General features: G+C 54.7%; 17 protein-coding genes and 1 pseudogene. 5 read left to right on the top strand and 13 right to left on the bottom strand.

The features are described 5' to 3' along the window. Nucleotides 1–288 precede the first annotated feature (288 nt). Nucleotides 289–1386 carry a LacI family DNA-binding transcriptional regulator gene (locus ON753_RS19440; protein WP_265964587.1) on the bottom strand — a complete coding sequence of 366 codons (1098 nt, stop codon included), beginning with the start codon at nucleotides 1384–1386 and terminating at the stop codon, nucleotides 289–291. Nucleotides 1387–1578: 192 nt separating this feature from the next. Between ON753_RS19440 and ON753_RS19435 the strand changes: the two genes are divergently transcribed. From ON753_RS19435 to ON753_RS19425, 3 genes are all read left to right on the top strand, one after another. Continuing rightward, nucleotides 1579–2577 (top strand): glycerophosphodiester phosphodiesterase family protein, encoded by a 999-nt coding sequence (locus tag ON753_RS19435; protein WP_265964586.1) that lies wholly within the window; start codon nucleotides 1579–1581, stop codon nucleotides 2575–2577. Between the two features lie 292 nt (nucleotides 2578–2869). Next, complete coding sequence (locus ON753_RS19430; RefSeq protein ID WP_265964585.1) at nucleotides 2870–3469, top strand: hypothetical protein; 600 nt, start codon at nucleotides 2870–2872, stop codon at nucleotides 3467–3469. 114 nt (nucleotides 3470–3583) lie between these two features. After that, the gene (locus tag ON753_RS19425) at nucleotides 3584–5269 is read left to right on the top strand and encodes a methyl-accepting chemotaxis protein (protein ID WP_265964583.1); all 1686 of its coding nucleotides are present in this window, start codon (nucleotides 3584–3586) and stop codon (nucleotides 5267–5269) included. 123 nt (nucleotides 5270–5392) lie between these two features. On the opposite strand, the gene ON753_RS19420 is transcribed toward ON753_RS19425, so the two are convergent. Further along, nucleotides 5393–5764, bottom strand: a complete 372-nt coding sequence (locus tag ON753_RS19420) for a hypothetical protein (RefSeq protein ID WP_265964582.1) — start codon at nucleotides 5762–5764, stop codon at nucleotides 5393–5395. 176 nt (nucleotides 5765–5940) lie between these two features. Here ON753_RS19420 and ON753_RS19415 point away from each other — a divergent pair, with 176 nt between their 5' ends. After that, nucleotides 5941–6273, top strand: a complete 333-nt coding sequence (locus ON753_RS19415) for an ArsR/SmtB family transcription factor (protein ID WP_265964580.1) — start codon at nucleotides 5941–5943, stop codon at nucleotides 6271–6273. 519 nt (nucleotides 6274–6792) lie between these two features. On the opposite strand, the gene ON753_RS19410 is transcribed toward ON753_RS19415, so the two are convergent. The 9 genes and pseudogenes from ON753_RS19410 to ON753_RS26845 all read right to left on the bottom strand — a co-directional run. Further along, nucleotides 6793–7704 carry a phospholipase D family protein gene (locus ON753_RS19410; protein ID WP_265964578.1) on the bottom strand — a complete coding sequence of 304 codons (912 nt, stop codon included), beginning with the start codon at nucleotides 7702–7704 and terminating at the stop codon, nucleotides 6793–6795. Continuing rightward, a complete protein-coding gene (locus ON753_RS19405) occupies nucleotides 7701–9536 on the bottom strand; it encodes an ATP-binding protein (RefSeq protein WP_265964576.1) in 1836 nt (611 codons plus the stop codon). Before ON753_RS19405 ends, ON753_RS19410 begins: the two co-directional genes overlap by 4 nt. Continuing rightward, nucleotides 9517–11151, bottom strand: a complete 1635-nt coding sequence (locus tag ON753_RS19400) for a DEAD/DEAH box helicase (protein WP_265964574.1) — start codon at nucleotides 11149–11151, stop codon at nucleotides 9517–9519. Before ON753_RS19400 ends, ON753_RS19405 begins: the two co-directional genes overlap by 20 nt. Before the next feature lie 87 nt (nucleotides 11152–11238). Next, on the bottom strand, nucleotides 11239–13155 hold the full coding sequence (locus tag ON753_RS19395) for a hypothetical protein (RefSeq protein WP_265964572.1): 1917 nt from the start codon (nucleotides 13153–13155) through the stop codon (nucleotides 11239–11241). An 11-nt stretch (nucleotides 13156–13166) separates the two neighbouring features. After that, nucleotides 13167–15509, bottom strand: a complete 2343-nt coding sequence (locus ON753_RS19390; RefSeq protein WP_265964570.1) for a sensor histidine kinase — start codon at nucleotides 15507–15509, stop codon at nucleotides 13167–13169. Between the two features lie 40 nt (nucleotides 15510–15549). Beyond that, on the bottom strand, nucleotides 15550–16383 hold the full coding sequence (locus tag ON753_RS19385; protein WP_265964569.1) for a phosphoadenosine phosphosulfate reductase family protein: 834 nt from the start codon (nucleotides 16381–16383) through the stop codon (nucleotides 15550–15552). Beyond that, on the bottom strand, nucleotides 16380–19673 hold the full coding sequence (locus ON753_RS19380; protein ID WP_265964566.1) for a hypothetical protein: 3294 nt from the start codon (nucleotides 19671–19673) through the stop codon (nucleotides 16380–16382). The genes ON753_RS19385 and ON753_RS19380 overlap by 4 nt, the downstream gene beginning before the upstream one ends. After that, nucleotides 19670–20230: a DUF4007 family protein gene (locus tag ON753_RS19375; protein WP_265967210.1), complete on the bottom strand. Its 561-nt coding sequence runs from the start codon at nucleotides 20228–20230 to the stop codon at nucleotides 19670–19672. Before ON753_RS19375 ends, ON753_RS19380 begins: the two co-directional genes overlap by 4 nt. Further along, nucleotides 20217–20627 (bottom strand): annotated as a pseudogene (locus ON753_RS26845) (DUF4007 family protein); the annotation flags it as partial. The pseudogene ON753_RS26845 and the gene ON753_RS19375, both read right to left, overlap by 14 nt. A 58-nt stretch (nucleotides 20628–20685) precedes the next feature. Between ON753_RS26845 and ON753_RS19370 the strand changes: the two are divergent. Then, nucleotides 20686–21825, top strand: coding sequence for a cysteine desulfurase family protein (locus ON753_RS19370; protein ID WP_265964564.1), 1140 nt, complete (start codon nucleotides 20686–20688; stop codon nucleotides 21823–21825). Nucleotides 21826–21949: 124 nt separating this feature from the next. On the opposite strand, the gene ON753_RS19365 is transcribed toward ON753_RS19370, so the two are convergent. Next, nucleotides 21950–22144, bottom strand: a complete 195-nt coding sequence (locus ON753_RS19365) for an HNH endonuclease signature motif containing protein (RefSeq protein WP_265964562.1) — start codon at nucleotides 22142–22144, stop codon at nucleotides 21950–21952. 294 nt (nucleotides 22145–22438) lie between these two features. After that, complete coding sequence (locus tag ON753_RS19360) at nucleotides 22439–24286, bottom strand: DEAD/DEAH box helicase family protein (protein WP_265964560.1); 1848 nt, start codon at nucleotides 24284–24286, stop codon at nucleotides 22439–22441. Nucleotides 24287–24723 lie beyond the last annotated feature (437 nt).

Raw genomic sequence — 24723 nt, 5'->3', positions numbered from 1 at the left:
GACCGCTGGTAATGTGAAGCGAGCATGATCGGTTTCGCCAGACGACCCAGACGCTTGAGCCGGTGCATCGGCTCTTGCGTCTATCGGGTTCCGGCGTAGGACGGGATCAGCCTGCCGCTTCGTTCAGCAGGTTTTTCAGGACGGTCGTGCTTCGCGCGGGGTTGTGACGAGCATCCCCGCGTGTTTGTTTCTGACGTCCGGTAATTTCCTCCTCTTTCCTCCCTTGACTGTCCATGCTGCGGTCTCAGCCGCCTGTCTGCCCGATGGCCGCGTTCCCGCGGCCGGGCATCAGTGGATCTTTTCTGTTTCCTCGCCCCCGGCTTCCCGTGCCGCAGGCGGCCGGCGTTCCGGGCTTTCGCTGCTGCTGCCTGACGCGTTCAGGTCGCGCACAGAGGCGCGCACGATCAGGCCGGCGTTCAGAACGGTCGGCGTGATCGGAATGTCGCTGCCGCTATCGATCCGCAATTGCAGCCGGCGCCAGGCTGTCGACGCGATCTCGTCCACGGGCTGGCGAATGGCCGTCAATCCGGTGTTGCGGGCGGACATCCAGGCGTAATCGTCAAAGGCAACGACCGACGCCCGGCTCGGAATGTCGATATGGTGTTCGGCCAGCGCCGACAGCACACTGAGCGTCGTGACGTTGGTGAGCGCGATCACCGCTTCCGGCACCGGATGGCGCTCCATCCATTTGAGCAGCGTATCCGTGCCCACCGTGATGTCGGAGCCAAGGTTCAGGATGATCGGGCGCCGGCCGGTCCGCTTTTCGATGATCGCGGCGGCGCCCTCGGTCCGCTCCAGGATCGGCGGATGATCGAGATCGGAGACGCCGATCGCGATATTGCGGTGGCCGTTTTCCAGGAGATGCAGCGCGGCGATCTCTCCGGCCTCGCGGTTGTCGATGGTGACCGTGTCGGCGATGGCATCCTGCGTCGCCACACGGTCGACCAGCACCATGGGTACGGTACCCTTGGCTTCGCGCAGTTCCCGCGGAATGACGCTTGAGCAGGGCACCGCGATCAGTCCCTCCGGTCGCCAGGACAGGAGCGCCTTGAGACGGGACGACTCCACCGACCGGTCGTTGTGGGAGCTTGCGACGACGACGTCATAGCCCTCGGCGATCGCCGCGGTTTCGAGGCGCGAGACGATGGTGGCGAAGAACGTGTCGGTCAGGTCCGGGACGAGCACGGCGATGATGCGGGTGCGGCCGGACCGCAATTGCGAGGCTGCGCGGTCGACCTGGTATCCCAGGCGCCTGGCGGCCTTGTGGACGCTTTCCTTGAGCTCGTCATTGACCGGCTTGCGGCCGCTGAAGACGTTGGAAACCGTCGCGGTGGACACACCCGCGAGCGCGGCGACGTCCCGGATTGACGGTTTCCTCTTGCTCATGGACCAGCGCCTCCCGTCGCTGTTAAACGATTAACAGTAAAACGATTAACACAGGAGTATGCCTGTCCGCAAGAGGGATTCTCACCCACGTTGGACCCGCATCAACCACGCCGACCGCTTTGGCCCCAATTCGGTCATGTCCCGGCGCTATGTCAAAACCGATTGCCCCAAGCAGATTCGGAGGGTCGCAGATTGCGCAGGATCTGGCGCTATTTGGCCTTTGCCTTGATCGGGCTTGCCGCGTTCGTCTTCCTCAACAACACCAGCTTTCTCGGTCCCGATCTGTCGGGCGAACCCGTTCTCCTTGCCCATCGTGGCATCGCGCAACGGTTCGAGACCGCGGGCCTGACGAATGACAGCTGCACTGCAGAGCGGATGTTGCCACCGACCCATGCCTATCTGGAAAACACGATCGCCTCCATGCGCGCGAGCTTCGAAGCCGGGGCCGACATCGTGGAGCTGGATGTCCATCCGACCACGGACGGTGAATTCGCGGTGTTCCACGACTGGACGCTCGATTGCCGCACCAACGGCCAAGGCGTCACCCGTGAACAGTCGATGGTCTATCTCAAGACGCTCGATATCGGCCATGGCTACACCGCCGACGGCGGTAAAACGTTCCCGTTCCGCGGCGAGGCGGTCGGATTGATGCCGACCCTGGAGGAAGTTCTTGCAAGCTTTCCCGACCGGTCCTTCCTGATCAACGTGAAGAGCAATGATCCCTCGGAAGGAAAAGCCCTTGCGAAGTTTCTCGCCGGACTCCCGCCGCAGAGAAGAACACAACTGATGGTCTATGGCGGTGACCGGCCGATTGCCGCCCTGAGGGACAGCCTGCCGGAGGTCAAAACCCTGTCGCGAAGCTCGCTGAAGTCGTGCCTGCTGCGCTATATCGGCTATGGCTGGACCGGTGCGGTGCCGCCCGCTTGCCGGTCCTCGGTAATCTTCGTGCCCATCAACATCGCTCCTTGGCTCTGGGGCTGGCCCGGTCGCTTCCTTGAGCGGATGAACTCGGCCGGGAGCCATGTCTTTGTCATCGGTCCTTATGAAGGCGGCGATTTTTCAACCGGGATCGACAACCGTGAAGATCTCTCACGCCTGCCGGAGGGATATGGCGGTGGAGTTTTCACCAACGAAATAGAAAAGATTGCACCGCTTCTGGACGTGTCAATCCGGGGGCGTTCCGGGCAATAGCACCCCGGGCGTGCGATCAATCTCAGTTCTGCCTCTCGCCGGGTCTGGCCGAAGCACCCGAACGCAGCCGGCCGGGCCGCGACCTGCTTAGAGTGATTGACAGCAGATACGCCAATCTGCAGTTGTGTAAAGGTGTTTGTACAAATTAGCTGGTCATTGCCGCACAGATAAATACAACCCTCAATAGAAAATATGGGTATTATTTGCGATGGCATTTTCGAGGCGGCTGCTCGATTTCTTTTGGGTTTATTAACTTCGGATAACTAATCTTGCGATTAACTTGGAGGGCAATATGCATCGCTTGATTCTACTAACCGTCGCTCTGTTGGCGAACTCTGCGGCATACGCCGAAACCGCGCCGGATCCGAAGGCTCTCATCACGGCTGAAATCATCGACAATGTCGGAACGTGGCTGTCAAATCCGATTGTCGCCCTGTCGATCAATGCCCAGAACGATCTGCGCGGGTCTCTGTCCCAGGCCGATATCGATGCCCTCGACCAGCAGTGGGTTGGCGAACGCAGTGCGGACGACAAGCCTTTGATCTCCGCAACCCTGTCGGCGCCGCTGTCGATCTATCTCCTGCGCGTGCAGGCCGGTTCTCTCGGCCTTTATCCGGAAATCTTCGTCATGGACGCAAACGGCCTCAATGTCGGCCAGAGTTCCATCACCGGCGACTATTGGCAGGGCGATGAAGGCAAGTTCAAGAACACCTTTCCAAAGGGGTCGGACGCTGTCTTCATCGACGAGGCGGAATGGGACGAGGATCTCGGGATCTGGCGGGCCCAGCTGAACATGACCGTGAGCGACCCGGAGACCGGCAAGCCGATCGGAGCTGCGACCGTTGAATTCAATCTCAACGAACTTCAGCGCCGTCAGTCGCCGAACTCCTAGAGCATCCCGCGTCCGGAACGACGGACAAGATGCTCGGCACCTTTCACTGCGATCAACTTTTCTGCATTCAGGCGAGGCCGCCGGGCCGCAGGTTGATCTAACCGGAATATCCAGATGTTCAAAAATCTCTCCGTGAGCAAGAAAATCGCCGCCGGCTTCCTGGCCCTGGCCCTGATCGGAGCCGTCGCGGGTGGCACGAGTGCGTTCAATACCCTGGCGGCCCTGAATGAGGTTCAGACGGTCAACCGCCTGTCGGATCTCAACACCGAAACAGGTGAACTGAGCGAAAAGATCGCCGAAGAGGCTCTCGCGGTAAAATCCTTCCTTTTGACGGGCAACCGCGACTGGTTGACCAGGGCCGAGACCCTGCATGGCGGGATCGCGCAGCAGTTCGACGCGGTCGAGGCACTCATAGGAGATAGCAACCCGGTGTTTCATGATCTGCTCGGCGAACTCGAAACGAGCTGGAACACCTGGTACACGAAAATTGCCGCAAGGCAGATCAACCTGATGCGCACGCCTGAGACCGTCGACATGGCCCGGGCCATCGACCTGACGCCGGAAAGCGCCGGCCTGCTTGCCGCCGTGCAGCAGGAACGCGACCGCTTCGCGGAGGCCGTCGTGACGGAACGCCAGGCGTCGGTCGTCATTCAGAATGCTGCGTTGGAGACAGTGGAAATCGTTGCAGTGGCCAGCGCCGTCGTTCTGACGGTTCTGGCCATGATCCTCGGGTTCGTCAGCCACCGCGTCGTTTCCGCCCCGCTGTCGCGGCTTTCCGCGATCACCGAGAAACTCGCCACGGGAGACACGTCCCAATCCATCGATGTGGGGGATCGGCGCGACGAGATCGGGCTCCTCGGCCGCGCGCTCGGCGTCTTTCGCGACAACCTCATTCACACGCGCGAACTGGAGGAGGCGGCTGTCGAGGAACGGGAGAATGCGGAGCGGATCAAGCGTGAGGAAATGGACCGCGTTGCCAGCGAATTCGAATCCACGATCCTCAATATCTGCAATGGCATGATCGCGAAGCTGGACGAACTGAACGGCTCGGCGGGCTCCCTGTCCGATATCGCCCACACCACGACCGAACAGGCATTGTCGGTTTCGGCGGCCGCGGGACAAGCCACGAACAACGTCAACACGGTCGCAAGCGCGACGGAAGAACTGTCGGCCTCCATCCGCGCGATCACGGAGCAGATCCGTTCGTCCTCCGACATTGCGCAGGCGGCGGAAACAGAGGTTAGCCGGTCCAATGACGCGGTCGCGACGGTGCAGCAGGTGGTTGCCCGCATCGGCGACGTCACCAAGCTGATCACCGATATCGCCGAACAGACCAACCTTTTGGCGCTCAACGCGACGATCGAGGCGGCGCGTGCGGGCGATGCGGGAAAAGGCTTTGCGGTGGTCGCCTCGGAAGTCAAGGCTCTGGCGGAGCAGACCTCCAAGGCGACGGAGGAAATCGACAGACAGATCTCCGAGATGCGCCAGGCCGCGGATGCCTCGACAGATGCCACCGTCAGTGTCGCGGAAATGGTTCAGAAGATTTCCGAAAACACGTCGGCCATGTCCGGCGCTGCCGAGGAGCAGAACCAGGCAACGGCCGAGATTGCCAGCAGTGTCAGCGAAGCGGCCCAGGGGACGGAAGGCGTTTCCCGTTCGATCTCGGAAGTCAGCGCGGCGGCCGGCGAAACCGCCAAACTGAGTTCGGAAATGAACATGGCTGTCGGCGAATTGCACGACCAGTCCAACAACCTGCGCCGCGCAATGCAGGACTTCCTCTCGAAGATCTGCGCAGCCTGACGGATCTGCCGATCGTACCTTCAATTCAGCGGCCTGGACGGGATCACTTCAACCGTCCTGGCCGAACATGGTTTTAGGTATGCATAGAACGGACTGCCGGTGGCGGCAGGAGCAGCGCCAACTCTACTCCCATGATCCCTCCTTGGCGTCGACGAGATGGATGATCGATGCCGGGCTGGAAATCCAGTAGCCGTCAAAGTCGGTCCCCAGGTTTTCGATCTCGTCGCAGCGAACGACCCCCGCATCCGCAAGTGTCGCGGCGGCCTCCGCCGTGTCGTTGGTGACAATCTCAAGCCACAGCTCCGCCTGGCTCGTGCCCGCCACCTTGTCGATCCATAAATTGTTGACCCCGAACTTGAATCCAACGGCATCGCCTGCCGGACCGCCAATCTGCTCAAGCCCGAGCAGATCCCGGTAGAACCGAACCGTGGCCTCGTGCTGATGTGGCGGGACTTTCATTGCGATGTTCTTGCCACCGCTGAATCTCGTAGCCATCGTTATCTCCTTTGATCGGCCGCTCGAAACTGAGCATGGTCCGGGTTTGTAGCGGTCGACGGCGTCCGACGTTCGGCGGCGGTTCGAATACGGCACGATGCGCTTGTAACCCGGAATTCGGGTCTCATCTGCCGTCTCCCATTGCCTGGATGAAGCATATGTTATAAAAATATAACATGTCAACACACACCGACGACGACGCCGTCTACAAGGCTCTCGCCCATCCCCGTCGCAGGGCCATGCTGGACCGCCTGAGGGACAGGCCGCACACTACCGGGATGCTTTGTGAAGCCCTTCCCGAAATGGACCGCTGCACGGTCATGCAGCATCTGAAAGTATTGGAGGCAGCGGACCTGATCATCGTTCGGCGCGAGGGGCGCGAGCGTTGGAACCATCTCAATTCGCTGCCCATCAAGGGGATCCATGACCGTTGGATCAGCGAATACGCTCAACACGCAGTCGGTGTTCTGCAGCAATTGAAGCAAGATTTGGAGGGAGCGCCGGATTGAACGCGTCCAGGCTCTGCGGGTGAGGGCAATGCCGCGAGGCGGGCCCGATCTGCGCCGTAGGCCTGCGCTTCAAAGGTTCGATGGGCGCACAGCCGGGGGCTGCCAAATTGCGCGAAGCCGACTGCTGCCGTGTTGCTTTCGGGCTCGTCGCCCACTGATGCGGGAACCGGCGGCGGTGCAAGTCATTGAAATTATTGAGAAATTTGGCGCACCCGACAGGATTCGAACCTGTGACCTCTGCCTTCGGAGGGCGTTTAAGGCCATTGTGCACCGGATCACCGATCAGTCTGTTCTCTCTTAGAACACTAGCATAATCAGCCAGTTACAAAGGCAAGGGTACCGACCCCCATGCCATGCCGTCAAGCGTGTTCTTGTCACAGTTGGTCGAATGTTGTGACCAGTTTGTGACCAGACCAGCCGAGACGCCGCCCCCCTATGGGGGACATTCGTGCGGCGCAGATGTTAGATACCCGCGCGAAAAATTTTCTGAATTTCTAAGGCGCTCCAGGTTGCCCTAGCTTAAAATTTCTTTCCTTTCAGAAGCACCTCTTGGCTTGTCTCGATCTGAAACTCACTCGGAAAAAGCTCACATAGCCAGCGTTTGAGCACTTGCCAGCGTCTAGGTGCGTCGGCTTCCTCAACATCACATTGTTCTGAGAGAAAACGGTGGGCGATGGTGTCGCTAAGTCCGGCTCTTGATAAAGATTCGATCTCCTGAAATATCAGTGTGCGCCGAAACATGGCCTTGAGAGCTACTTCAAATCCTGAGATATCCATACCCGGAGGCAGGCTGAGCGCTGCAAGGTCCGACTTAGCTGAGGCAATCGCGCTACTTGGCAATTGTTCTTCGTCGCCCGAATAAACCTCCCACAGGCCTGTCCACCTTGGGCAACCAGGTACCCAAATCGCGTCGTGATAAATACTGTTTTGTTCAGCCTCCGGCAACGGGATCGGTTTTCCAGACGCTCGAAGTTCAGCCGCTTTGTGCTCCAAAGCAGAGCGTATTTCTTCCGTTGCCCTAATACTTTCTGATTGCAACTCATTCCACCAAGCGTCTAGCCCGTGGCCGGACGTATCGAGTTGGATTAAAAGCTCAAGATTTGAGGGCGCGCGCCATCCGAGTGCAGTATGTGAAAGATTAGCTGAACCTACCAGGCAGCAAGTATCAGAGGCGAAGAATTTTGCGTGAAGATGGGGGTGGATCAGCAGAACCGATCGACGTCGGCTTCTGATCACATCAAATATCTCAAGATCGCAAACGCCACTTGCAATATCTTCTGGCCGCCAGCGTGTTACGCAAGTGACGTCGACTTCGTCCTTAACTGCCCTCAGCGCGCGCTCCAAAGCGTTTGCCTTTATAAACGGGGCTGCAATACGCACAGTAGCCTCAGCATCACTGAGAACAGAAAGAAGGCGATCGCCGATCTTCACTTTTTGCCCTCGGCATCTTCGCGCAAGAAGACCTTCGCCATCTTCCCCCATTCTTGACGCATTTCCATCAGTTCGTCGTGTCTCTGAGTTTCCTCAAGCTCGTATCTGGCCCAAGCTGCGAAGAGCAATTTCAGTGTGTCTGAGGCTCGGTGGACACGATCTAGCAGATCCGCGTCTGTGTCATCTTCCGTGTTGGGATTCAAGGCTTCGAGAAGCTGATTATGAATTGGGTGATTGGTGTTGAAGGTGATCTTCGTCAAATCTCCGAACTGCTTCGTCGAGAAGAAATGATGTCCATCGAGGTGTCCAGTTGAAAACTGAACCTTGCGTTTGCGACTAACGACAGCATCAACGATATCCTTTGCGTCGGTTGACGTGTAGTGATCGTTCTCTATTAAGTCGTCCTGAAGTTCTTTTTTGTCATCTTCAGAAAACCCAGCCTTGTCTGAAGGCGTCTCATGACCGCTCTCGGCGCGCTCGCGGAATTTATCACTCGCTTGGTCTTCGACGTCTGGGTCATCATGCCGCTTTTGGGTGCTGCGCTTGCCTTTGGTCTGCGCTTTGATCCGTCTGCGGATCTCATCGAGCTGCTGTTGGATGTACTCAGCTATGTCTATCAGCAGTCCGCGGGGGTCGCCATTAGCCAAGAGCCGTTCTCTGAACGCCGAACGCTGTTCACCGGGATATGCTTCTTCCTCCCAATCAAATTGGGCCATGGAGGCAAAGGTGTTGGCATGTTGCTTGTTGTTGGTGACACCAAAAATCTCATCTAGAGCCGACGGAAACTCAACTTCAATTCCCCACCATCTTTCCCTGGGGTCATATCCTATCGTCCATGCTTTATCGAGTTCGAGCTCACGACGCTCACGGACGACAGAGACCCCCACATTTTTTGCAGCATGTTTGCCATATGTCGTCGACCCTCGGTCTGCTGATGAGCCCCGCGTGACGGTATCTTCTTTTGCCCAGCTGATGCGCACGGCAACAGTGTGAGCTTGTCCATCGATTTCAATCGTAAACTCCTGATCGCCTTCTCCCCAGGTCTGGAACATTGGTTCTGTATCGAACGGTGAAGGTGTGCAGGATTGCGGGGTGAGATAAAGCGGGTCATTCACACGTGTAGTCGCGTCAAAGGTAATTTCTTTATCGTAATATGCCGCGAGCCTTATCGTTAGATCTCCGGTATCGATAAACTTGCGATACATGCGTCCAATCAATGTCTCGGTATTTTCCAAAGTAGCTTTAGCACCGCGCCATTGGAGCCTATGGTCATCAAAATTTGACCAAAGAACGAGTGTGCCGGATGTTCCAAAAAGGCTTGATCGCTCCCGCCAGTCAGGCGGAACCGGCTTTGGAATCGGTTGAGGCACAGATTTCAGACGCCCGGCCTCAATGTCGTTAACATCTATGTATGTCCACATCGCGTTATTCGGTCCGGATTGCCAAGACCAAACCTCCAATCGCCGACACTGCGAAATCGAGGAGTTCGGGAGCCCCATACCGAAACGGCCAATACCCTTTCGATCTCTCAAGTGTGTTCCGTTGCCAAACTGCAGTGCGATCCTGAGCGTCTCCGGCGTCATGCCGTCTCCGTTATCGATGACCGCAATCTGTTCAATGCGCCTGCTCTTCCTCTGACTGACCTGTTTCATGACTTCAAGGCAGATAACATCGACTTGGGTCGCGTTGGCCTGTACAGAATTGTCAATCAGCTCAGCCAGAGCATAATCGGTGTTCCGGTACCCGCTATCACGCATGGCACGCACGGCAAGCTCTGGTGGAATGATCTCGGCACCAATGTCGCCCTCTGCTCTATTCGCCATTTGGTTCATTCCAAACGTCCTCCCAATTCGAAAATGCTTCCGTCACGCTCCCGAAACCAGGAAGACTCGGGTCGGTGATTGTAATTATCTCCGCTTCTTCGTTGCCTCCTGCCCGCACGCCGCGAGTCGCCCTTCCAACCATCTGGCTGTAGAGAACGAGTGACCGCGTTGGGCGTGCGATGATCGCGCAACTCGTTCGCGGCGCATCGAAGCCGGTTGTCAGCACGCCAAAATTCACCATGACAATCTTGTTTCGGGCATTGGATTTAAATCGGCGTATCCTCCGCTCTCGCTCGGCGGGTTCAGTTTCGCCAGATACAAACAAGGCTTCGACATTCTTGATCGTGAGCATCGCCTGAAGAAGCTTAGCGTTCTCGACAGAAGGGGCGAAGACGATGATGCGTTCATGCCTAGTGATGGCATCAAGGATGGCGATGAGAATTGCTTCGGTGCGAGCTGTATCCTGCCCAAGCTTTTCGAGAACCTCTTCGGCGAGATCGGGGTCATTCTGAATGGTTCTTTGGTCGGTTCTATCCAATTGCACGTCTGACGGCGCTTCCAATTGTCGAAAAATCGGACGCGCCAGGTACTTCTCTTCCATCAAGAATGACACCGGATCGTCATAGCCCTCAACTTCCAAGAGAACTTTCTGTCCATCGAAGAATTCAGATAGGCGTTTGTCTTCGTCGATCTCAGACCAACTGCGTCCAGGTGTAGCGGTTAGGCCCAGTAGGGCGTTTTCGGGGCGCTTTGAGCTTAGGGCTCGAAGCACATTCGCATATGTGGGAGCTATCGCTTGGTGTGCTTCATCGATCACCGTCAGAGACGCCCGATCCGCAAGCTTTAGCAGTGTAGCCGCATCCCGCGTGTCGATGCTCGCCATCTTTGCCAGGCCCGCTACAACCAAACCATCTTGTAATTCTTCAAGTGGAGCGCCGCGATTGCCCCAAAGGCGCATAAGTTGAACATCACGATCTCCAAGAGGTAACCAAGCCTTTTCGAATTCATCCGACGCTTGATCGAGCAATTCGCGGTTCTGCGCGAGCCAAACCACGACTGTCGGGCCGTATTCGCGAAGATGCCTGGCGACGAGATGCATTGCCGTTCGCGTCTTGCCGGCTCCAGTCGGCATGTGAAGGACAACTTTGCGAGGCGGTCGGCCGAGTGCTGTTGCAACTTTGCGAGCAGCAACACGCTGATGGGGAAACAGCCCATAGGTGACGTTAGCTTCCTGCGTTGTAGGAGCAACGAGTCTTGGGGCCCTCGGATCGTCCACGATGCCGAAGAATTCGAGGAGCGGTTCAATACCGACTTGGTCGATCTCCGTTTCAATCGCGTCATAAGGACTTCGATCAACAGCTAGATCAAGTTTTTCGCAAAGCTCCCGAGCCTTGGGCAGCGGTAGTAATCTGATAATCCGCGACCGCGTCGGTGTGTCCTTGATCGCCTCAATTGGATCAATAGTCGCTACTGCAACGCGGTTAGCTTCGTCTGTCTCCAATAAGCCTGGAGACGTCCTCTCTATAAGATCCACGGTGGATTGCGGCAGCAATCGCCGCACCGACATTGGCTTTGCGGAAAGTAGTAGGTCTTTTACCGAGATGCCTGGCGCGGATGTCGTCACGCAGAGGGCTCCTTTTAAATAAATTGAATATTCAAACAACCTCTAAGATCTTGTGAGCATAGATGGTTCAACGATCAGATTATTCGACTAGCGATTTTCCATGACTTCGAAGATCAGGCCGGCAGATTGCCGTTGGCCGGGGTCCTGTATCTTTGCATCGGCATCCGAGGCGTACACAATGGTACCAATCTGTTGCGTCTCGGATCCTAATCTTGGTTTGCAAGGCACATGCTTGGATGACGCTTTCCCTATGTCACATGCAAATCCTTCGGTGAAGAGCGCATTGATGCATTCAGGTGAGAGACATTGCCGAATCCTGTCTCGGCTTCTTCCGTTTACGTTATTGACTACGCTGCGAAGTGCATCTGCAAAGTCATGACGCTGAATGCTGTCAAATCCGATGCGCACGACTTTCTTGTCTGACGCGCGGCCAATCACACACATACCGTTTAGCTTGATATTCAGTGGAACGAAGTTCCGTTCATTATCTGGATAGTAAACTGTTGCCACGATTGGATAATTTGACGGCATAGGCGCCATATTGCCAACCCTCCCAACGCCGCTCAGCATTGCCTGTTGTAGCTCAAGGGCGTACTCGCTGCGGAGACGACCTGCGACGAATACTCCATCCTTCGCAATTAGATTTTCCATGACAGTCTTCGTCAAAGTCGCAAGCCTTTTAGTTTTCCAAGCAACACCAACTTTTGATTTGCCATGCAGAAGAACTATTGTGCGAGGATCAGCGTCTCCTGGCATGGGGGGAGAGTAGGCGACCGCGTCGACAGGTTTGCATTCTCCTTCTATGAGCAGAACTCGCTTTGCGCTAGGTGGATCTCGAAGCAGGTCACATGCTGGTGTCATGACCGCAAAAACTGACGTTCGCGCACCAGCAAAAATTGAACCAGGCGGTGCTTTTGCACCGTCCCGAAGAGCAATGATGTCTCCAAATGCTACGGGATAACCGTCGGGAGAATCTAGATCTCTGCGACTGGGGTGAATGTATAGTGTCTTTTGAATTAGTTGAAGGTTGTCTTTGGTTTCGGTTATTGTGTTTGGCGGATGCTCGTCGCTATCCATAGTGTTCAATTTCTTGGCAGAGGCGATCGTGGGTTTGTCGGCTTCAATATCGTGCAGGAGGAGCCGATCGACCAAATCGAGCATATAACTGCCACGCAGTGCCTGCTCGTCATCCAAAAGCAGGTTCTGCAGCTGAGCAATATCTTCAAGATCCAATCGTCGGATGTCATGAGACGTTGCATCCATCGCGCGTTGAATGCCCTCTCTCCACGTTTCAAGAAAGCTCGTCAATTTAAGGGAATCCTGGCGGTGTTGGGCCAGCTCGAATAGCATCTGATCGACCCGACCTTCTTTATCTATATCTGCTTTTCTGATTGCCCTAAAGCCGGATGCAAACACTCTAGCCTCATCGCGAAACTTGCCACGTTTTGCGACAACATTCGGATGGCTTGACATGAGTATGATGGCAGGTGGGGATTTGCGCTGCGCCTCAATTGCTGAGCGAAGGCCTTGAATCGACTGTTCCATATCATCAGAGCTATGCTGAGACCCCAAGTATAGATCGATAAGTATCAAATCCGCTCGCTCAGCCGCTCGGGCAAAATCCCGGCCCGCCGTAGTAACTTTCAGACCAAATGATTTCAAACGCTTTTCAGCCTGGCGAAGCACAGAGCCCATCGCCTCTTGGCTGCTTTGGTAATCTGAAAAGATGTGTTCGACAGCTTCTGGACTGAGCTGATCGCGAATGCTCCAAGTAATTCTCAGGAATGTCTCGTCCTTAGAATAATCAGTGTCCGAATCTGGATCGAATGCGCTGTAGGCACGCTGCAGCGTTTCCACATCAACGTCGGTCAGGTCGTCAAAAAAAGTAGCCCAGTCGGCGTTGGTTGCCCCGAGGTCGGTTAGCCGTGGGGAAGTGTCATATCCGTCATCAACAATCAGAGCAGTTCTAATCTTGTTTTTCTTTAAAAGATCGGCGGTCTTCATTGTTGCCCCCACTACTGGCCGACGAAATAGATGAACCTGTTGAACCGACCTTGCGCATTTGGTTCTTCTGTGTCGATTTCCAGTCTTCCCCCGTTAAACACAGCGCAGTGTTGTGCGATGTAAAGACCCAACCCACGTCTTTTCTTGGACTCTTTGAGTGAGAAGAATATCTCGAATACATCTTCGACATTGGCTTTGTGTATCCCCGGCCCGTTGTCGTCGAAAAATATTGTTGTTGTCACAGGATCAAGGCCAATCCGAATGGCAGGTTGAAATCGCGTTCGCTGCGCCTTTTCCAGACCCAACCAATAGACTGAATTTGAAATGAGATTTTCCATCACCTGGACGACCATACCCTTGACCGCGCGGATCTTCACAGGCTTTGTTCCCAGATCGAGCTCAACTGCGATTTCGTGTCGTTCGAACTGATTTTCATGTGCTTCCACGGTCTCCCGTATCAGTTCTACAAGATCGAAGGTTTCGGAGGCTTGTCGCCCAGACACACTCAGTGGATCAAGAATGCGCAGTCTTTTCGAGATGCTATTCATCGAGGCTCTCAAACTTTCGATCCGGGATCTCACGTCATCAGGCACAGACTTAGCTCTGAGGGCGTTCAAGTTATCGAGCGCATCTTCGGAAGTGCGAGCAAGTTCATGTGCAACCATTTCGACCATAAGGCCAATGCCTGCCATATCGATCATTTGCTGGGCGTCTTGTTCGACTTCTTCGATCCGCTTTTGTGCTCGTTGCGCGAATTCTGTGACCTGAAACAAGGTCATCTGCAGCTCGTCTATCGTTTCGCGCTCTTCTTGTGTTGCCGTTTCCCGGAGCAAAGCGAGTGAGTCACGTGCACGCTTCTCAAGAGCCTTAACTTCCGTTTTGGCAGGCTCAAATTTCTCACGCTTCTCTTTGTATTCGGACTCTACTCTGCGCATCTTTTCTCGAAGTTGCGCTTGAATGCTGAACTGTACGACCCCCAGTAAAACTTCGTGTTCCGGTGTCACCCTGAGACCTTCCCTGTTGGTTTGGTCAATGAGTTCCGGATTACTCGCTCGGCCTATGTTGACCTGGCCGATGAACTGAATTTTATTCAGCAAATAGCCCTTCGCCATCAGAGCTTTACGGTCGAGATTCAACCAATCGTCGTCTTCTTCGCCATAAGGATACACTCTGAACCCATCGCGATAGAGGCGGACCCCTGTCCATTGTCTGTGCAAGTCTTTGAGCTCTGTTGCCGTGTACCGTTCTGTGCCTTTGATCCGGCGACGATTGAACCAATGAGCTTCGAAGGTGAAGTCGCCTACGCTTGTCAAGGCAGATCCGTCGACACCAGTATCCTTACCCGCAATTGGTCCGTAGAGGTCGGCTCCCTCGAAGACCTTCGTGTCTGTGATCAGTGGGTGTTCGAAGCCAAGCTTGCGGATTGTCATATTCAAGGTTAGTCGTGGTTCGCTATCCACTATCTCGTAACAACCTTTGATGCCTGCATGTGCTTCGTCGAGGAAACCCTTATCCAGCGTAGGAATTTTTATCCTGTCACCGTTCCAAAGCAGCACGATGCGTTTGCGAGATCGGCGACCAGCAAGAGGGTCAGTAAGCATCGAAAATTCGTCGACTGCTAGTTCTTCAAGGCGCCGACGCGTCCAATCGGATTCGAGATTGCGTATAGTAAGCTTTGTGCCAGACCAGCCTTTATCAGGCTTTGTGATGCCTTCTCTAGGCGCAATATTTATGTCCTCAAGCATCGCGTCGAGTGCGCCGAATTGTCTCCAATCAATGTCAAGTAAATTGAAATTTCGGTCGTTGGCTGTTGCTGAAACAACTTCGAGAGATGCACCAAGGCGCATCGCTGAAAGTCGGCCGATTCCTTTCTCACCAAGAAATGGTGCAGTAGTTTCTTTCCGGCGAATCGCATCTTCAACTTCAATTTTCCTGGATGGTGTGCCGATTACCAAAAATACTCGCTCAAGATCGTCGAGCGTCATTCCGTGGCCCGTATCTGAAATTGTAATGAAGTTGGATTCGTATATCTTTTCCAGATAATTAAGTAGATCTTCTTCTGAAGTTGCGCTTTCTATTAACTCAGCCGCCAGATTATACAATACTTCCGCATCCGAGTTCAGCTTTTTCTTAATGTCAAGCTTTAGTTTTTCGAGGTCAATTGATCCTTCTGCGAGCCGGTGACGGAGTTCTTTGAACGCTCTGAGGCCGAGGACAACATTAAAAGATATCTCTACACCACGCTCGGAGCCTGCATCGAAGCCATTCTTAATTAGCTCATAAAATGCGATGATGTCGGAACTGATTAGTTCCGAACCTAGCTCTAGAATCGTGCGGGCAGTAACTTTAAACATCAGAAGTCCATAGTACGAAAATCACAAAAAAATCTTAGTTTTACTTGTGACATGTAAGGCATGCTTTTGCCGCTCCACCATACACGTCGTCTAGGTCAACCGTTTGCCGAGGGCGAAGAGGGTTAGACTGCAGGCGTGCTTTAGCTCGCTCCAGCCGCCTCTCATGCTCTTCTCTAATCTGTGCCTGCCTTTCAGGCTGCTCGAGATCTGAAAGCGACTCGCCCTGACTCCAAGTAAAAGGTGAGCCATGTTCAATTGCTGACTTCTCGTAAAGTTTGGCCTCTTCAAATGCTTCAGGATGCCGCTCGCGCAATCGTACCCACTCAATTTTTTGCTGAAAAAAGCAAAAAGTGCAACCACTTCTAGTGCGCCAATCGTAGTAGGCAGGTAAGCCCAAACCTGAACCTTCGAGAATCTCGATAACACCAGACTTATCGATACTTGCCTCTTTGAACGGCAAACGTACCAAGAGTTTATCCTTGTTCGACTGATAACCTTCGCGATATTCCTCGTCGCTCCGGATAGCGACATAGGAAATCACAGTGTCGCCAGCCTCAAGATATTCACGCGCCCACTTTTCAAATGGCTTTAGTTTCAATTGCTTAGTGCACCAACGTGACTGCGCTGACGGTAGGTAGTTCTTGTAACTCTTCAACCAGAAGTCAAAATCCCGGTCAGGGTTCAGGCGCCGAATGGGCTTGCCGAGATAGCCTTCCAATCGGGTGAGGTAATCGTAGACTTCAGGTAGCTCCTTCCCTGTGTCAGTAAAGAAGTACTCCACGTCAATTTCCGGATACCTTTGCCGCATATAGATCGCGAGCGCCGCGCTGTCTCGCCCACCGGACAGCCCTAGAACATGCCGATTGGAGTTCATGCTTTTTCTCCCCTGAGGCGTTCGTCGCTCGCGTGAAGGTATTTTGAAGTCACTTCAATGAGCGCTGCTAGAATTATTTCCCGACTCTTTTGGTCTGCGTTGCTCAGCGCAAGATCCAACGTCTCAGCTAGCTGCGCCACGTCACTCCGGTCGACATCGGAAATTTGGAACTCCCTGAATAGCGACTGAGGCATATCATCTTTGCCCAGGACAACAGCCAGAGCATGTCGTCGGTCTTTGCGCCCCTTCACTCGGGCGACCGTCTCCGTTTTCAGAAAGGATTTCGCAAGTTCCACCAAGCCAACGGTCGCCCGTTCCCGGTCGCCATCATTCCAGTCTCGAGGGAGTTTATTGACCGCCACACCTGCGATCCCTTCCATGTCCTCACGCGTGCCATGGAACTGGGTAAGCCGGCCGACAAAAGCCTCGAGGCGTAGATCGCCGCCGATCTGCCGAATGTTATCTGCGCGGTCGCGCAGATCTTTCAACGCCGCATCGCTTTGGCCGCGCACATCAAGTTCCTTAAGCATCAAAAGCTTTAGATCATCCAGTACTTTGGGGTATGCAGCACGCATTTCGGCGAGAGCATCACGCAAGAGAATGGCTGTCGCGTTCGCGTCAAAATTGCCGTCAGGCAAGGGTTCCGTCAGTCGGGGAAGATCATCGAACAGCAGCTTGTTGGGATCGCTCGCGCGTTTGAGGATCTCACGCACCTGCAGTGTTTGAGGAGACAAGGATTGCGTTCTGGCTGTCCAGGGAACAAGCGCGTCGAATTCGCCGATAATCTTGCGTGCGACTGCGAGTGGCTCAGCTTTGCCCTTCAGTTTCAGAAGAATGCCGAGTGCTTCGAGGGTCTCACCGATAAAGCCTTCCATCTCTACGCGCCTCAATCCGATGTCTCGGGGGTCGCGTGCCAGGAACTCAACACATAGTTCGTTGAAGCTGCTTTGAAAGACACCTTCTCCATAAACTGCTACGCGTTCTCGGCGGGAAAATAGATAAGCGATGATAAAGACTGGGCCGAGTCCGCTCTTCAATCCAATAGGGTTCTCACTCCATTTGCGGATGACCTCGTCAGCCGTGACAACACTATGTTCTGACGCCTCAAGCAGACGGTCGGCTTCGCGCCAAAGCGGAAAGAGTGTGTCGCGCTCTGTTGGTGCGCGATACCGGCCATCAACATGGATGCCAGTTTCCTGGAGAAGCGAGATGTAGAGCCCTCTTTCAGCGGGGTAATTCTTTCCTTCAAAGCCTAGGTCGCGATCGAATGCGCGGATCGCCATCCGCTTCATCAGTTTCGTACGTGCGCTTACCGCGTTGGACGAAGGTTCGGAACAATTTAGCAATTCGTTGTGAATGTGGGGAGCGTCCACGAAGATCGCGTCAGCCAGAGTTGACAGTCGTTCGTTGAGTTGCCGTTTTGTCAATTTCCGGGGCTTTTCGTCGGCCTCAAACCAAAGACACTCGCCTATAAGGCTATGCAGCTTTTCTTCAAGCTTTTGGCGGACCTCAGTGCAGCGCGCATCGATTTCTCGTCTGGCAATCGGATCGCCGCGCAGCTCCGTAAAACGGGTCTCGAGGCTGTTCAGCCCTTCGAGCTCCCGCGACAGTTCAAGCAATCCGATAGCATCACCATGATGGCCGATTATCAAAGGAAGAGGCTTATGTGCCTGTCCGGCTCGCTTGTAGGTGCTCTCGAGCTCCTGCTCCCCTTCTCCATCCATCGGTAAAGTGAAGACGATCCGGCCAATCACATCCTGCGCATTTTTGCGTAAAGTCAGGTTTTCCAAAGCCGATACAGGTTCAATTGACATCTCGAACCACCGCATCGCACCAGTTTCCTCATGATGACGTTTGGCCAGCATGGGCTGAAGATCGGCAAGACTTCGCACTAGGTCGAGGTTGACTTCCTTTATCTCCGTGAGAACCTCGACAAGCCGCGCCTCGACATCGAAATCAGAACCAGCGTAAAGAACGTAGATACCAGAGTGTTTTCTGAACACGATCTCCGATTGCTGCTCGAGACGCCCGAGAGCGGTCTCGATCCCGGAGCGGTCGACCTCATGCAAGGCCAGGGCAAGCGTATCTACATCGGCCGCTAGCCCTGATCGATCCTTGAGCAATTCAAAGATTGCAATCGTCTTCAGAACCTGCTGTTCGATCTCACTTGAACCGCGCGCGACGCTACGTTCGAGCACATCTTGAGCCAAAGCCCAGCGGTGCCCGTCCGGCGAAGAAAGTATAGCTGCGTCAAAGTTCGCTGCGAGATAGTTCCAAAGCAGGTGAGGTGGATAGCAGGTGTCAATGAGTTGGCTGGTGAGAGCATCCTGCAGGCCAAAAGGTTCCGCTGAACTCAGAAACGAAAAGACGCTCCTTTGGTTTTGCCCGAAACGTCTCCGAGAAAGTGGCCCGACCAGACAAGCTGTCAATGGATGAAGCGGGGCTGCTCGCGCGAGCTTGCCTGCCATACGTTTAGCGTCGGCCTTAGTGCGCGCAGGCCGCAAGCGTTCGACGCACGCTTCGGCCAGAGGGATGGCCTTGCGAACTGCGCGTTGGTGGCCGAGTGCCTCGCCGATTAGCTCAACGGTTTCCTCTAATGAGACCGATATCGAGATATCGACAAAGCGACCCTGAATCTTGGCCCAGGACTCCTGTGCCTTACGTCCAAGACGTTCAGCATATTCCTCGAACGCCTGATGCAATATCCCGAGAAAAACCAATTTTCCCTGACTGCGTGATGCGAGTTCAGCAATATCTTGAAGCAGATGCAGGTCGCCGTCGCCTTCAGCGGCAGCCTCTAAGCCTCTTCCAAGCTCGTCCATTATCAGAAGCAGACCATGATCGACCGTTCTGTTTTCAAGCTCAACAAGAATGTCCGAGGGCGTCGCATTGACTGGCAAGTCGAGCAACTCAGCCAATTGGATTGTGATCGATCGCCTTTCCGTCACCAGAGGCAGCACATTCCATCGGGACGGGAAATATGGCAGAGCGCTTTTCAGTGCAGAGACAACATGATCGCCAAAGACTGAAGCAGCATGCTCGCGAACCGGCTTCGGTGCCCCGAACAAGCAGGCGAGCGCAAGTGCAAGACTCGATTTTCCGCCACCATAAGGGCCGGTCCATGTGAAGGCTCCTTGCTCGGTATCTGCAATATGGGATGCCATGAACGTGACCGCCGCCTGAAAAGACGCAGGGCAATGAAAGCCTTCAAGTGCTACTGGCGAGGCATAATCAGTATCGATCCGAACAGAACGTCGAAATCTTGGCGTGATGAATATGGGATCGGTCATGCGGCCTCGCTTTTGCCACCCATAGAAAGAGCGTCGTGAAGAATGGCTCGTTGCTTGTCTTTAGAGCGTATTTGTTTGCGAATGATCTGGCGAAGGCCTGCAGTTTCTGACCAAACAAACTCGCCGGCGGACGTCTGTTCAAGCCGCTCGAGCCGGTCAACGATGTCGTCTTCGTCCAAGAGAAATACACGTCCTGGGGAACCCGGCGCGTAAGCCGTATTCTCAAACGACATTGTATTTTGACTTTCGGCGAATTCACTCCAGAACTCGTTGAGGCAAAACACAAAAACCGAGTCGGGCAGATTCGGCTTGCGTCCCCGGGAGAGTCGTGAGCGGTGCTTATCTATCGGCCGTATCAAACCTAGCTCGGCGAGTATGGATTCTCCTGCCTCGCTCGACCCTCGGCCGCCTATATAGGTTCTGAGAAGACACTGAAGATCCCGATCGACGGTCGTTGAGGCAACTCGGCTCCACCCACGCTCTTGCGCAAGTTTCAGCAAAGCGGCGACAATGTCCTGCTTGAGGAAACTCCCCCCGGAACTCGTTGAAGATCCAATAGGCTGAAGTTAACCGTGTGCGGCCTGCAAGATGCCAATGCAGTAGCCACAATGAAGCGTCTTCTTCAAGATTAGGATCGGTGCCATCTTCCCCGAAAAGCATGTTGCCGAGCCACGTAACCTCGAGGCCTTCACTTGATTCTTCAAGTATACCGGCACCCGTTGCCCAATACCTAATCGCACCAACCATGTTTCGGCCGACGCCAAAGCGTGCAATCGAGTCTGGATTCCGGAACACATGAACGGCATCCTTTGGCGATTGGGCCCGACTTACTGCCTCGTAGGCTTTCTGAAGCCATCCGTAGCGCAACGGAAAAGTTTCATGGCCTGAAAAACAGGGCCGGTACTCATCAGATTTTATCCCGTGCGCGTTCACTTGACCTCCTGGGGGTGTCATCCAGTACGAGACTCAGTCATACTAGGTACTGGAGGCGTCGTCCAGTATTGGGGGCAACATGCAAGTTGGCGATACGATCTATCTCGACTATCAGGCTTCGACGCCTGTGGATGAGCGCGTGCTGAAGGTAATGAATGCTGCATCGACCGCGCTGTTTGCAAATCCACATTCTGCCGATCATGTTCTCGGGTGGCGCGCAGGCGCGGCCATAGAGGCAGCAGCTCATCAGGTTGCAAATCTCTTTGGACTTCAAGGAGATGACGTCATTTTCACGTCCGGCGCGAGCGAATCAAATGCCATGGCGATCCATACAGCCGTTGAGGTTGGTCGAGCATCGCAGCGAACCGAACTTCTGATTGGCGTGGCCGACCATGGATCCATTCTCACTGAAGCCAAAATTTGCCCGCTGGACGTGCGAAAAATTCCGGTAGACAATCGCGGCGCGCCAAATTCTCGCTGCCTTGATGGGATGATAACAGACGTTACAGCGCTCGTATCGATCATAGGGGTCAATAACGAAAACGGTGCGATCGCGGATCTAAAGGACATTGCGACTATCTGTAGAAAGAAGGGCGTGCTCCTGCATGTCGACCTTGCCCAAGCCCCGCTTGCGATGGATATCGATCTCCTTGAGCTTGAGGTTGATTTTGCCACCATCTCTGCCCACAAGCTCTACGGACCCAAAGGCATCGGCGCCCTCCTTACCGGTCCCGGCGTGTCCGACCTTGTAAAACCGGTCATTGTTGGCGCAGGGCAGCAAGCCGGTCGGCGCGGCGGCACAATGCCGACCGAACTGATTGTAGGTTTTGGGGAAGCATGCGAACTCGTAAAAGACTCCGGCCTTGCCGAGCGTGCGAGAGTGTCTGCCATTCGCGACCGGTTTGTGAAAATACTTCAGGAAAAACAGATTGCTAGCCTAATAGGTTCGCAAGAGTGCCGGCACCCTGGCAATGCCCTTCTGCGCTTTCCAGGGCAGAATGCTTCGGAGCTCCTCGGGCGATTGCAGCCTCAGATCGCCGCGTCAACCCAGTCTGCCTGCGCGTCAGGCTCAATTGAACCGTCTCATGTTCTACAGGCCATGGGATACGACAAGATGATAGCCGCTGAATGTATCCGTTTCAGCTTTGGAAGATATTCCACGATAGAGCAGGCGGATGCGGCAGTTGCCGTTCTGGAGAACGCTTTCGAGGCTGCGTAAGGTTTCAAGGCCAAGGAATAGGGACAATAACATGGCACTTTAGGCACATCTTAGGGTACTGCTGCAGTGTTCGGAAAACAGATACACGCGCTATCCAGCTTAATGGGTGCTCTGGACGGGGCCATCAGGCCCCGCCCTTGATTATGTTCTCGCGCTTCCAGAGTGGTTGCAGGTTCGTGTAGTGGCATAGCCTGATTGCCTCTGCGAGGGTCCTGGCACGGCTCAGCGGCACGATATGATCGACTTCCCACTGCCCGTATTTCGCCCACGTCATTCCGGTCCTGAACCGCTTTTCAATATACTGTCTGAGAGCTTCCATGGAGCAGCCTATCGCAGCGACAGGGCTGTGGCTTCCTCGAAGAACCTGTCCACTGCGGCGCTGTACGCTCCGGAACATCCGGTAGGCGGGTTCCCGGCGACAGCGCCGATCCTCCTGGGTCGCTGCCCGAACCGCGTTGCACGCTGTGCATTGCCGGTTGCTGACATACCGTGGTGCGTCATGGCCGGACTTGCAGGGCTTGCCAGTGTAGAAACGAGAGAGGCCGCGCTGGGCGGCCTCTGCTCGGCTGATCACCTGGTGGGTGTCAGGATTTGCGGTTGTCATTGGTCGTGGTCAGGAGACGATAAACTGCGCCTGGGCACCTCCAATCGCACAGGCATAGTCGACGTTGAGTTCTGCAAGCCGCTTGTAGGCTGATGTGGTCGGGTCCTGCAATTTCCTGGACAGTCTGTCGAAGCTTCGCTTCGCGATATTCGCTGCCTGCATCACTTCTCGCTTGGTGTATGTTCCCGGCTTGAGCTGTTTCAAATGTTCAACGAGCCGGTGCAGCGTCAGCTGCTTTCGTGCCGGTGGCACCTTGTCGGCTTTCTTCCAGCTCAACACCTGAATGCCCGGCATCTGTTCTTGTATCGCTGACACTATCTTGTCGCCCTTAGCTCCCTTCGGCATCAGCACGTAAATGTCTGTGCGCTCGCATTCTCCGTGTTCATTGATCGCCTGTCTGCAACGAACCCGGTTAATCGCCTGTACAACGCTTCGGATGGTGAACCCGTCCTTGAGTGCCTGCTGGATGTCAGCGTGCACACCGTATTCACGGTCTCCGCTCAGCCATTCGTTCGTGAGCGTTCCCACGCATCCGAGAAACAGGTTCGTGGGTGTAACGTTGTCCAGGGACGGAAGGCCGAACAACAATGCACTGTCGAAGTCAGCCCAGTTGTTCTTGCCGTCCAGGGCTCCCCAGTGAGCCACCGACAGTTCCCCGTCGAAGTGACCGAAGGTCTGTAGAACGGGTACATTGTCCTTGTGACTGATCGCCAGTACGCGGCGGCCCTCATCTAGGTCGCGCTTCAAGGCTTCCAGAACACGTGACCATTCCTCCCGTCCATTGCTGCACATGTGTTCTTTTCCAACACGGTGGCCATAAGACAGGTTCAGCCGGACGTTGCTGTAATCGCGAATGCCCTCTGGGCGAGGCAGGATTTTGATCCGATCGCCAAGAAGTTCATACGCCGGGTCAGTGCTCGCGGTTGCGTCAAGAATTACGCCGGAGCTGCCCGCATATTTGAAGAGAAGCCTTGCGCCGTTCAGACGCTCAATGCCGCGTTGTGAGCTCTTCCACAGAACGTCGAGCTGGGACAGTTTCTCAAGGCAGGAAACGACTTTCATGTATCCGGAACGAACTTCCACTCCGCGAAGCTCATGGGGTTCTCCACTCGTAAAGTGCCGCTCTGGTGTAAGCCAAAGATCATTGTCGAGTTCATCGAACCAGATGTCGCGCAGAAGGTTCATTTCCTCGGCCGTGAGGACCCGGTTCTGCTGAGTAGCGTTGTCTGCACTGCGCAGCTTGTTGAGGAAGCGTTTCAATTGCTGGTGGCAAATTGTGCCGGACAAGGACTGTATTCTGTCAAGCTCCGTGACCATGGCTTCGATAGCGTTCAAGCTCACAGTAAGTGGTTCCACGAAATTAGGCATTTCATCAATAATCGTCCAAGCTCGCGTTCCCCGTTTCCAGTCCTTAAAATCGTGCAGCCGGGACGTGAGTTTCCTGCCATCCGCAACAGCTTTCAGGGCTTGTTCAAATGCGCTGTGCGTGATGATGAGCACCGGATGACGCTTCATGGCCTCACAACTGATGTCGTTCTCTGAGTGGCAGGCGACAGCGATTGGTGTCTCTGCAATATCGTTGATTTGATCCGCCAATGAATTGGCTTCACTCCGAAACCGGGTGACGATGAGTGCACCGGGGTGTTCAAGTTCTTCGTATCGTGAACACATCAACGCAATGGCCTGGGTCTTTCCGGCTCCAGTCGGTAGTTGGACTGCACTCCAGTGATCGGCCAACGGTTGTCCAGCGACTGCAGCATGCAACTGTTTCCAGCCTTCAATGAGAGCTGGATTGGCTTTCAGTCCGAGCTCGTTGATCCAGCGGCGTTCCATGGCTTCGGCAAATTTCATCTTCAAGTGACTGCTCCTGTAGGCACAAAAAAGGCCCGCCGCATGAAGCGACGAGCCAGGTGAGTTGAAGACCGCCAGTTTTCTCAAGAAGGGTTTATAGAGAGAAGTGGCGGAGCTTGGATGATCAGAACAGGGTTCTATTATCTAATACGAGACAGCTGCTTGAACTTGCTGATTTCAGCCAATTTTTGCATTAGTGTAAGTCAATGCACCTACCCATGTTGGATGTTTGGTACAGCCTCCAAGCGACTGCACGTACCGCTGCGGATAGCTTCATGCAGAACGTCATGTCGTGGTTCCCGTTAGGCATCGGAAACTCTGTACGATGCAATACCGATTGTACCGCATCATTCCCTCCAAGCACCGCAATGGCCACCGAGATACCTTCCTTTGTACCCCGCAGAAATCCCTTTCTTGCCGTATGCATGATGACGACATGTACC

Origin of the sequence: Roseibium salinum (genome assembly GCF_026240905.1) — a bacterium.
GTDB lineage: Bacteria > Pseudomonadota > Alphaproteobacteria > Rhizobiales > Stappiaceae > Roseibium > Roseibium salinum.
The sequence above is the reverse complement of the archived record's forward strand: the minus strand, read 5'-3'. Positions and strand labels throughout refer to the sequence as shown.

Excerpts from the sequence above, each read along its gene's own strand:
- ON753_RS19440 (WP_265964587.1), bottom strand. The coding sequence starts at position 1,386 with ATGAGCAAGAGGAAACCGTCAATCCGGGACGTCGCCGCGCTCGCGGGT.
- ON753_RS19430 (WP_265964585.1), top strand. The coding sequence starts at position 2,870 with ATGCATCGCTTGATTCTACTAACCGTCGCTCTGTTGGCGAACTCTGCG.
- ON753_RS19425 (WP_265964583.1), top strand. The coding sequence starts at position 3,584 with ATGTTCAAAAATCTCTCCGTGAGCAAGAAAATCGCCGCCGGCTTCCTG.
- ON753_RS19420 (WP_265964582.1), bottom strand. The coding sequence starts at position 5,764 with ATGGCTACGAGATTCAGCGGTGGCAAGAACATCGCAATGAAAGTCCCG.
- ON753_RS19415 (WP_265964580.1), top strand. The coding sequence starts at position 5,941 with ATGTCAACACACACCGACGACGACGCCGTCTACAAGGCTCTCGCCCAT.
- ON753_RS19405 (WP_265964576.1), bottom strand. The coding sequence starts at position 9,536 with ATGAACCAAATGGCGAATAGAGCAGAGGGCGACATTGGTGCCGAGATC.
- ON753_RS19395 (WP_265964572.1), bottom strand. The coding sequence starts at position 13,155 with ATGAAGACCGCCGATCTTTTAAAGAAAAACAAGATTAGAACTGCTCTG.
- ON753_RS19390 (WP_265964570.1), bottom strand. The coding sequence starts at position 15,509 with ATGTTTAAAGTTACTGCCCGCACGATTCTAGAGCTAGGTTCGGAACTA.
- ON753_RS19385 (WP_265964569.1), bottom strand. The coding sequence starts at position 16,383 with ATGAACTCCAATCGGCATGTTCTAGGGCTGTCCGGTGGGCGAGACAGC.
- ON753_RS19380 (WP_265964566.1), bottom strand. The coding sequence starts at position 19,673 with ATGACCGATCCCATATTCATCACGCCAAGATTTCGACGTTCTGTTCGG.
- ON753_RS19370 (WP_265964564.1), top strand. The coding sequence starts at position 20,686 with ATGCAAGTTGGCGATACGATCTATCTCGACTATCAGGCTTCGACGCCT.
- ON753_RS19365 (WP_265964562.1), bottom strand. The coding sequence starts at position 22,144 with ATGGAAGCTCTCAGACAGTATATTGAAAAGCGGTTCAGGACCGGAATG.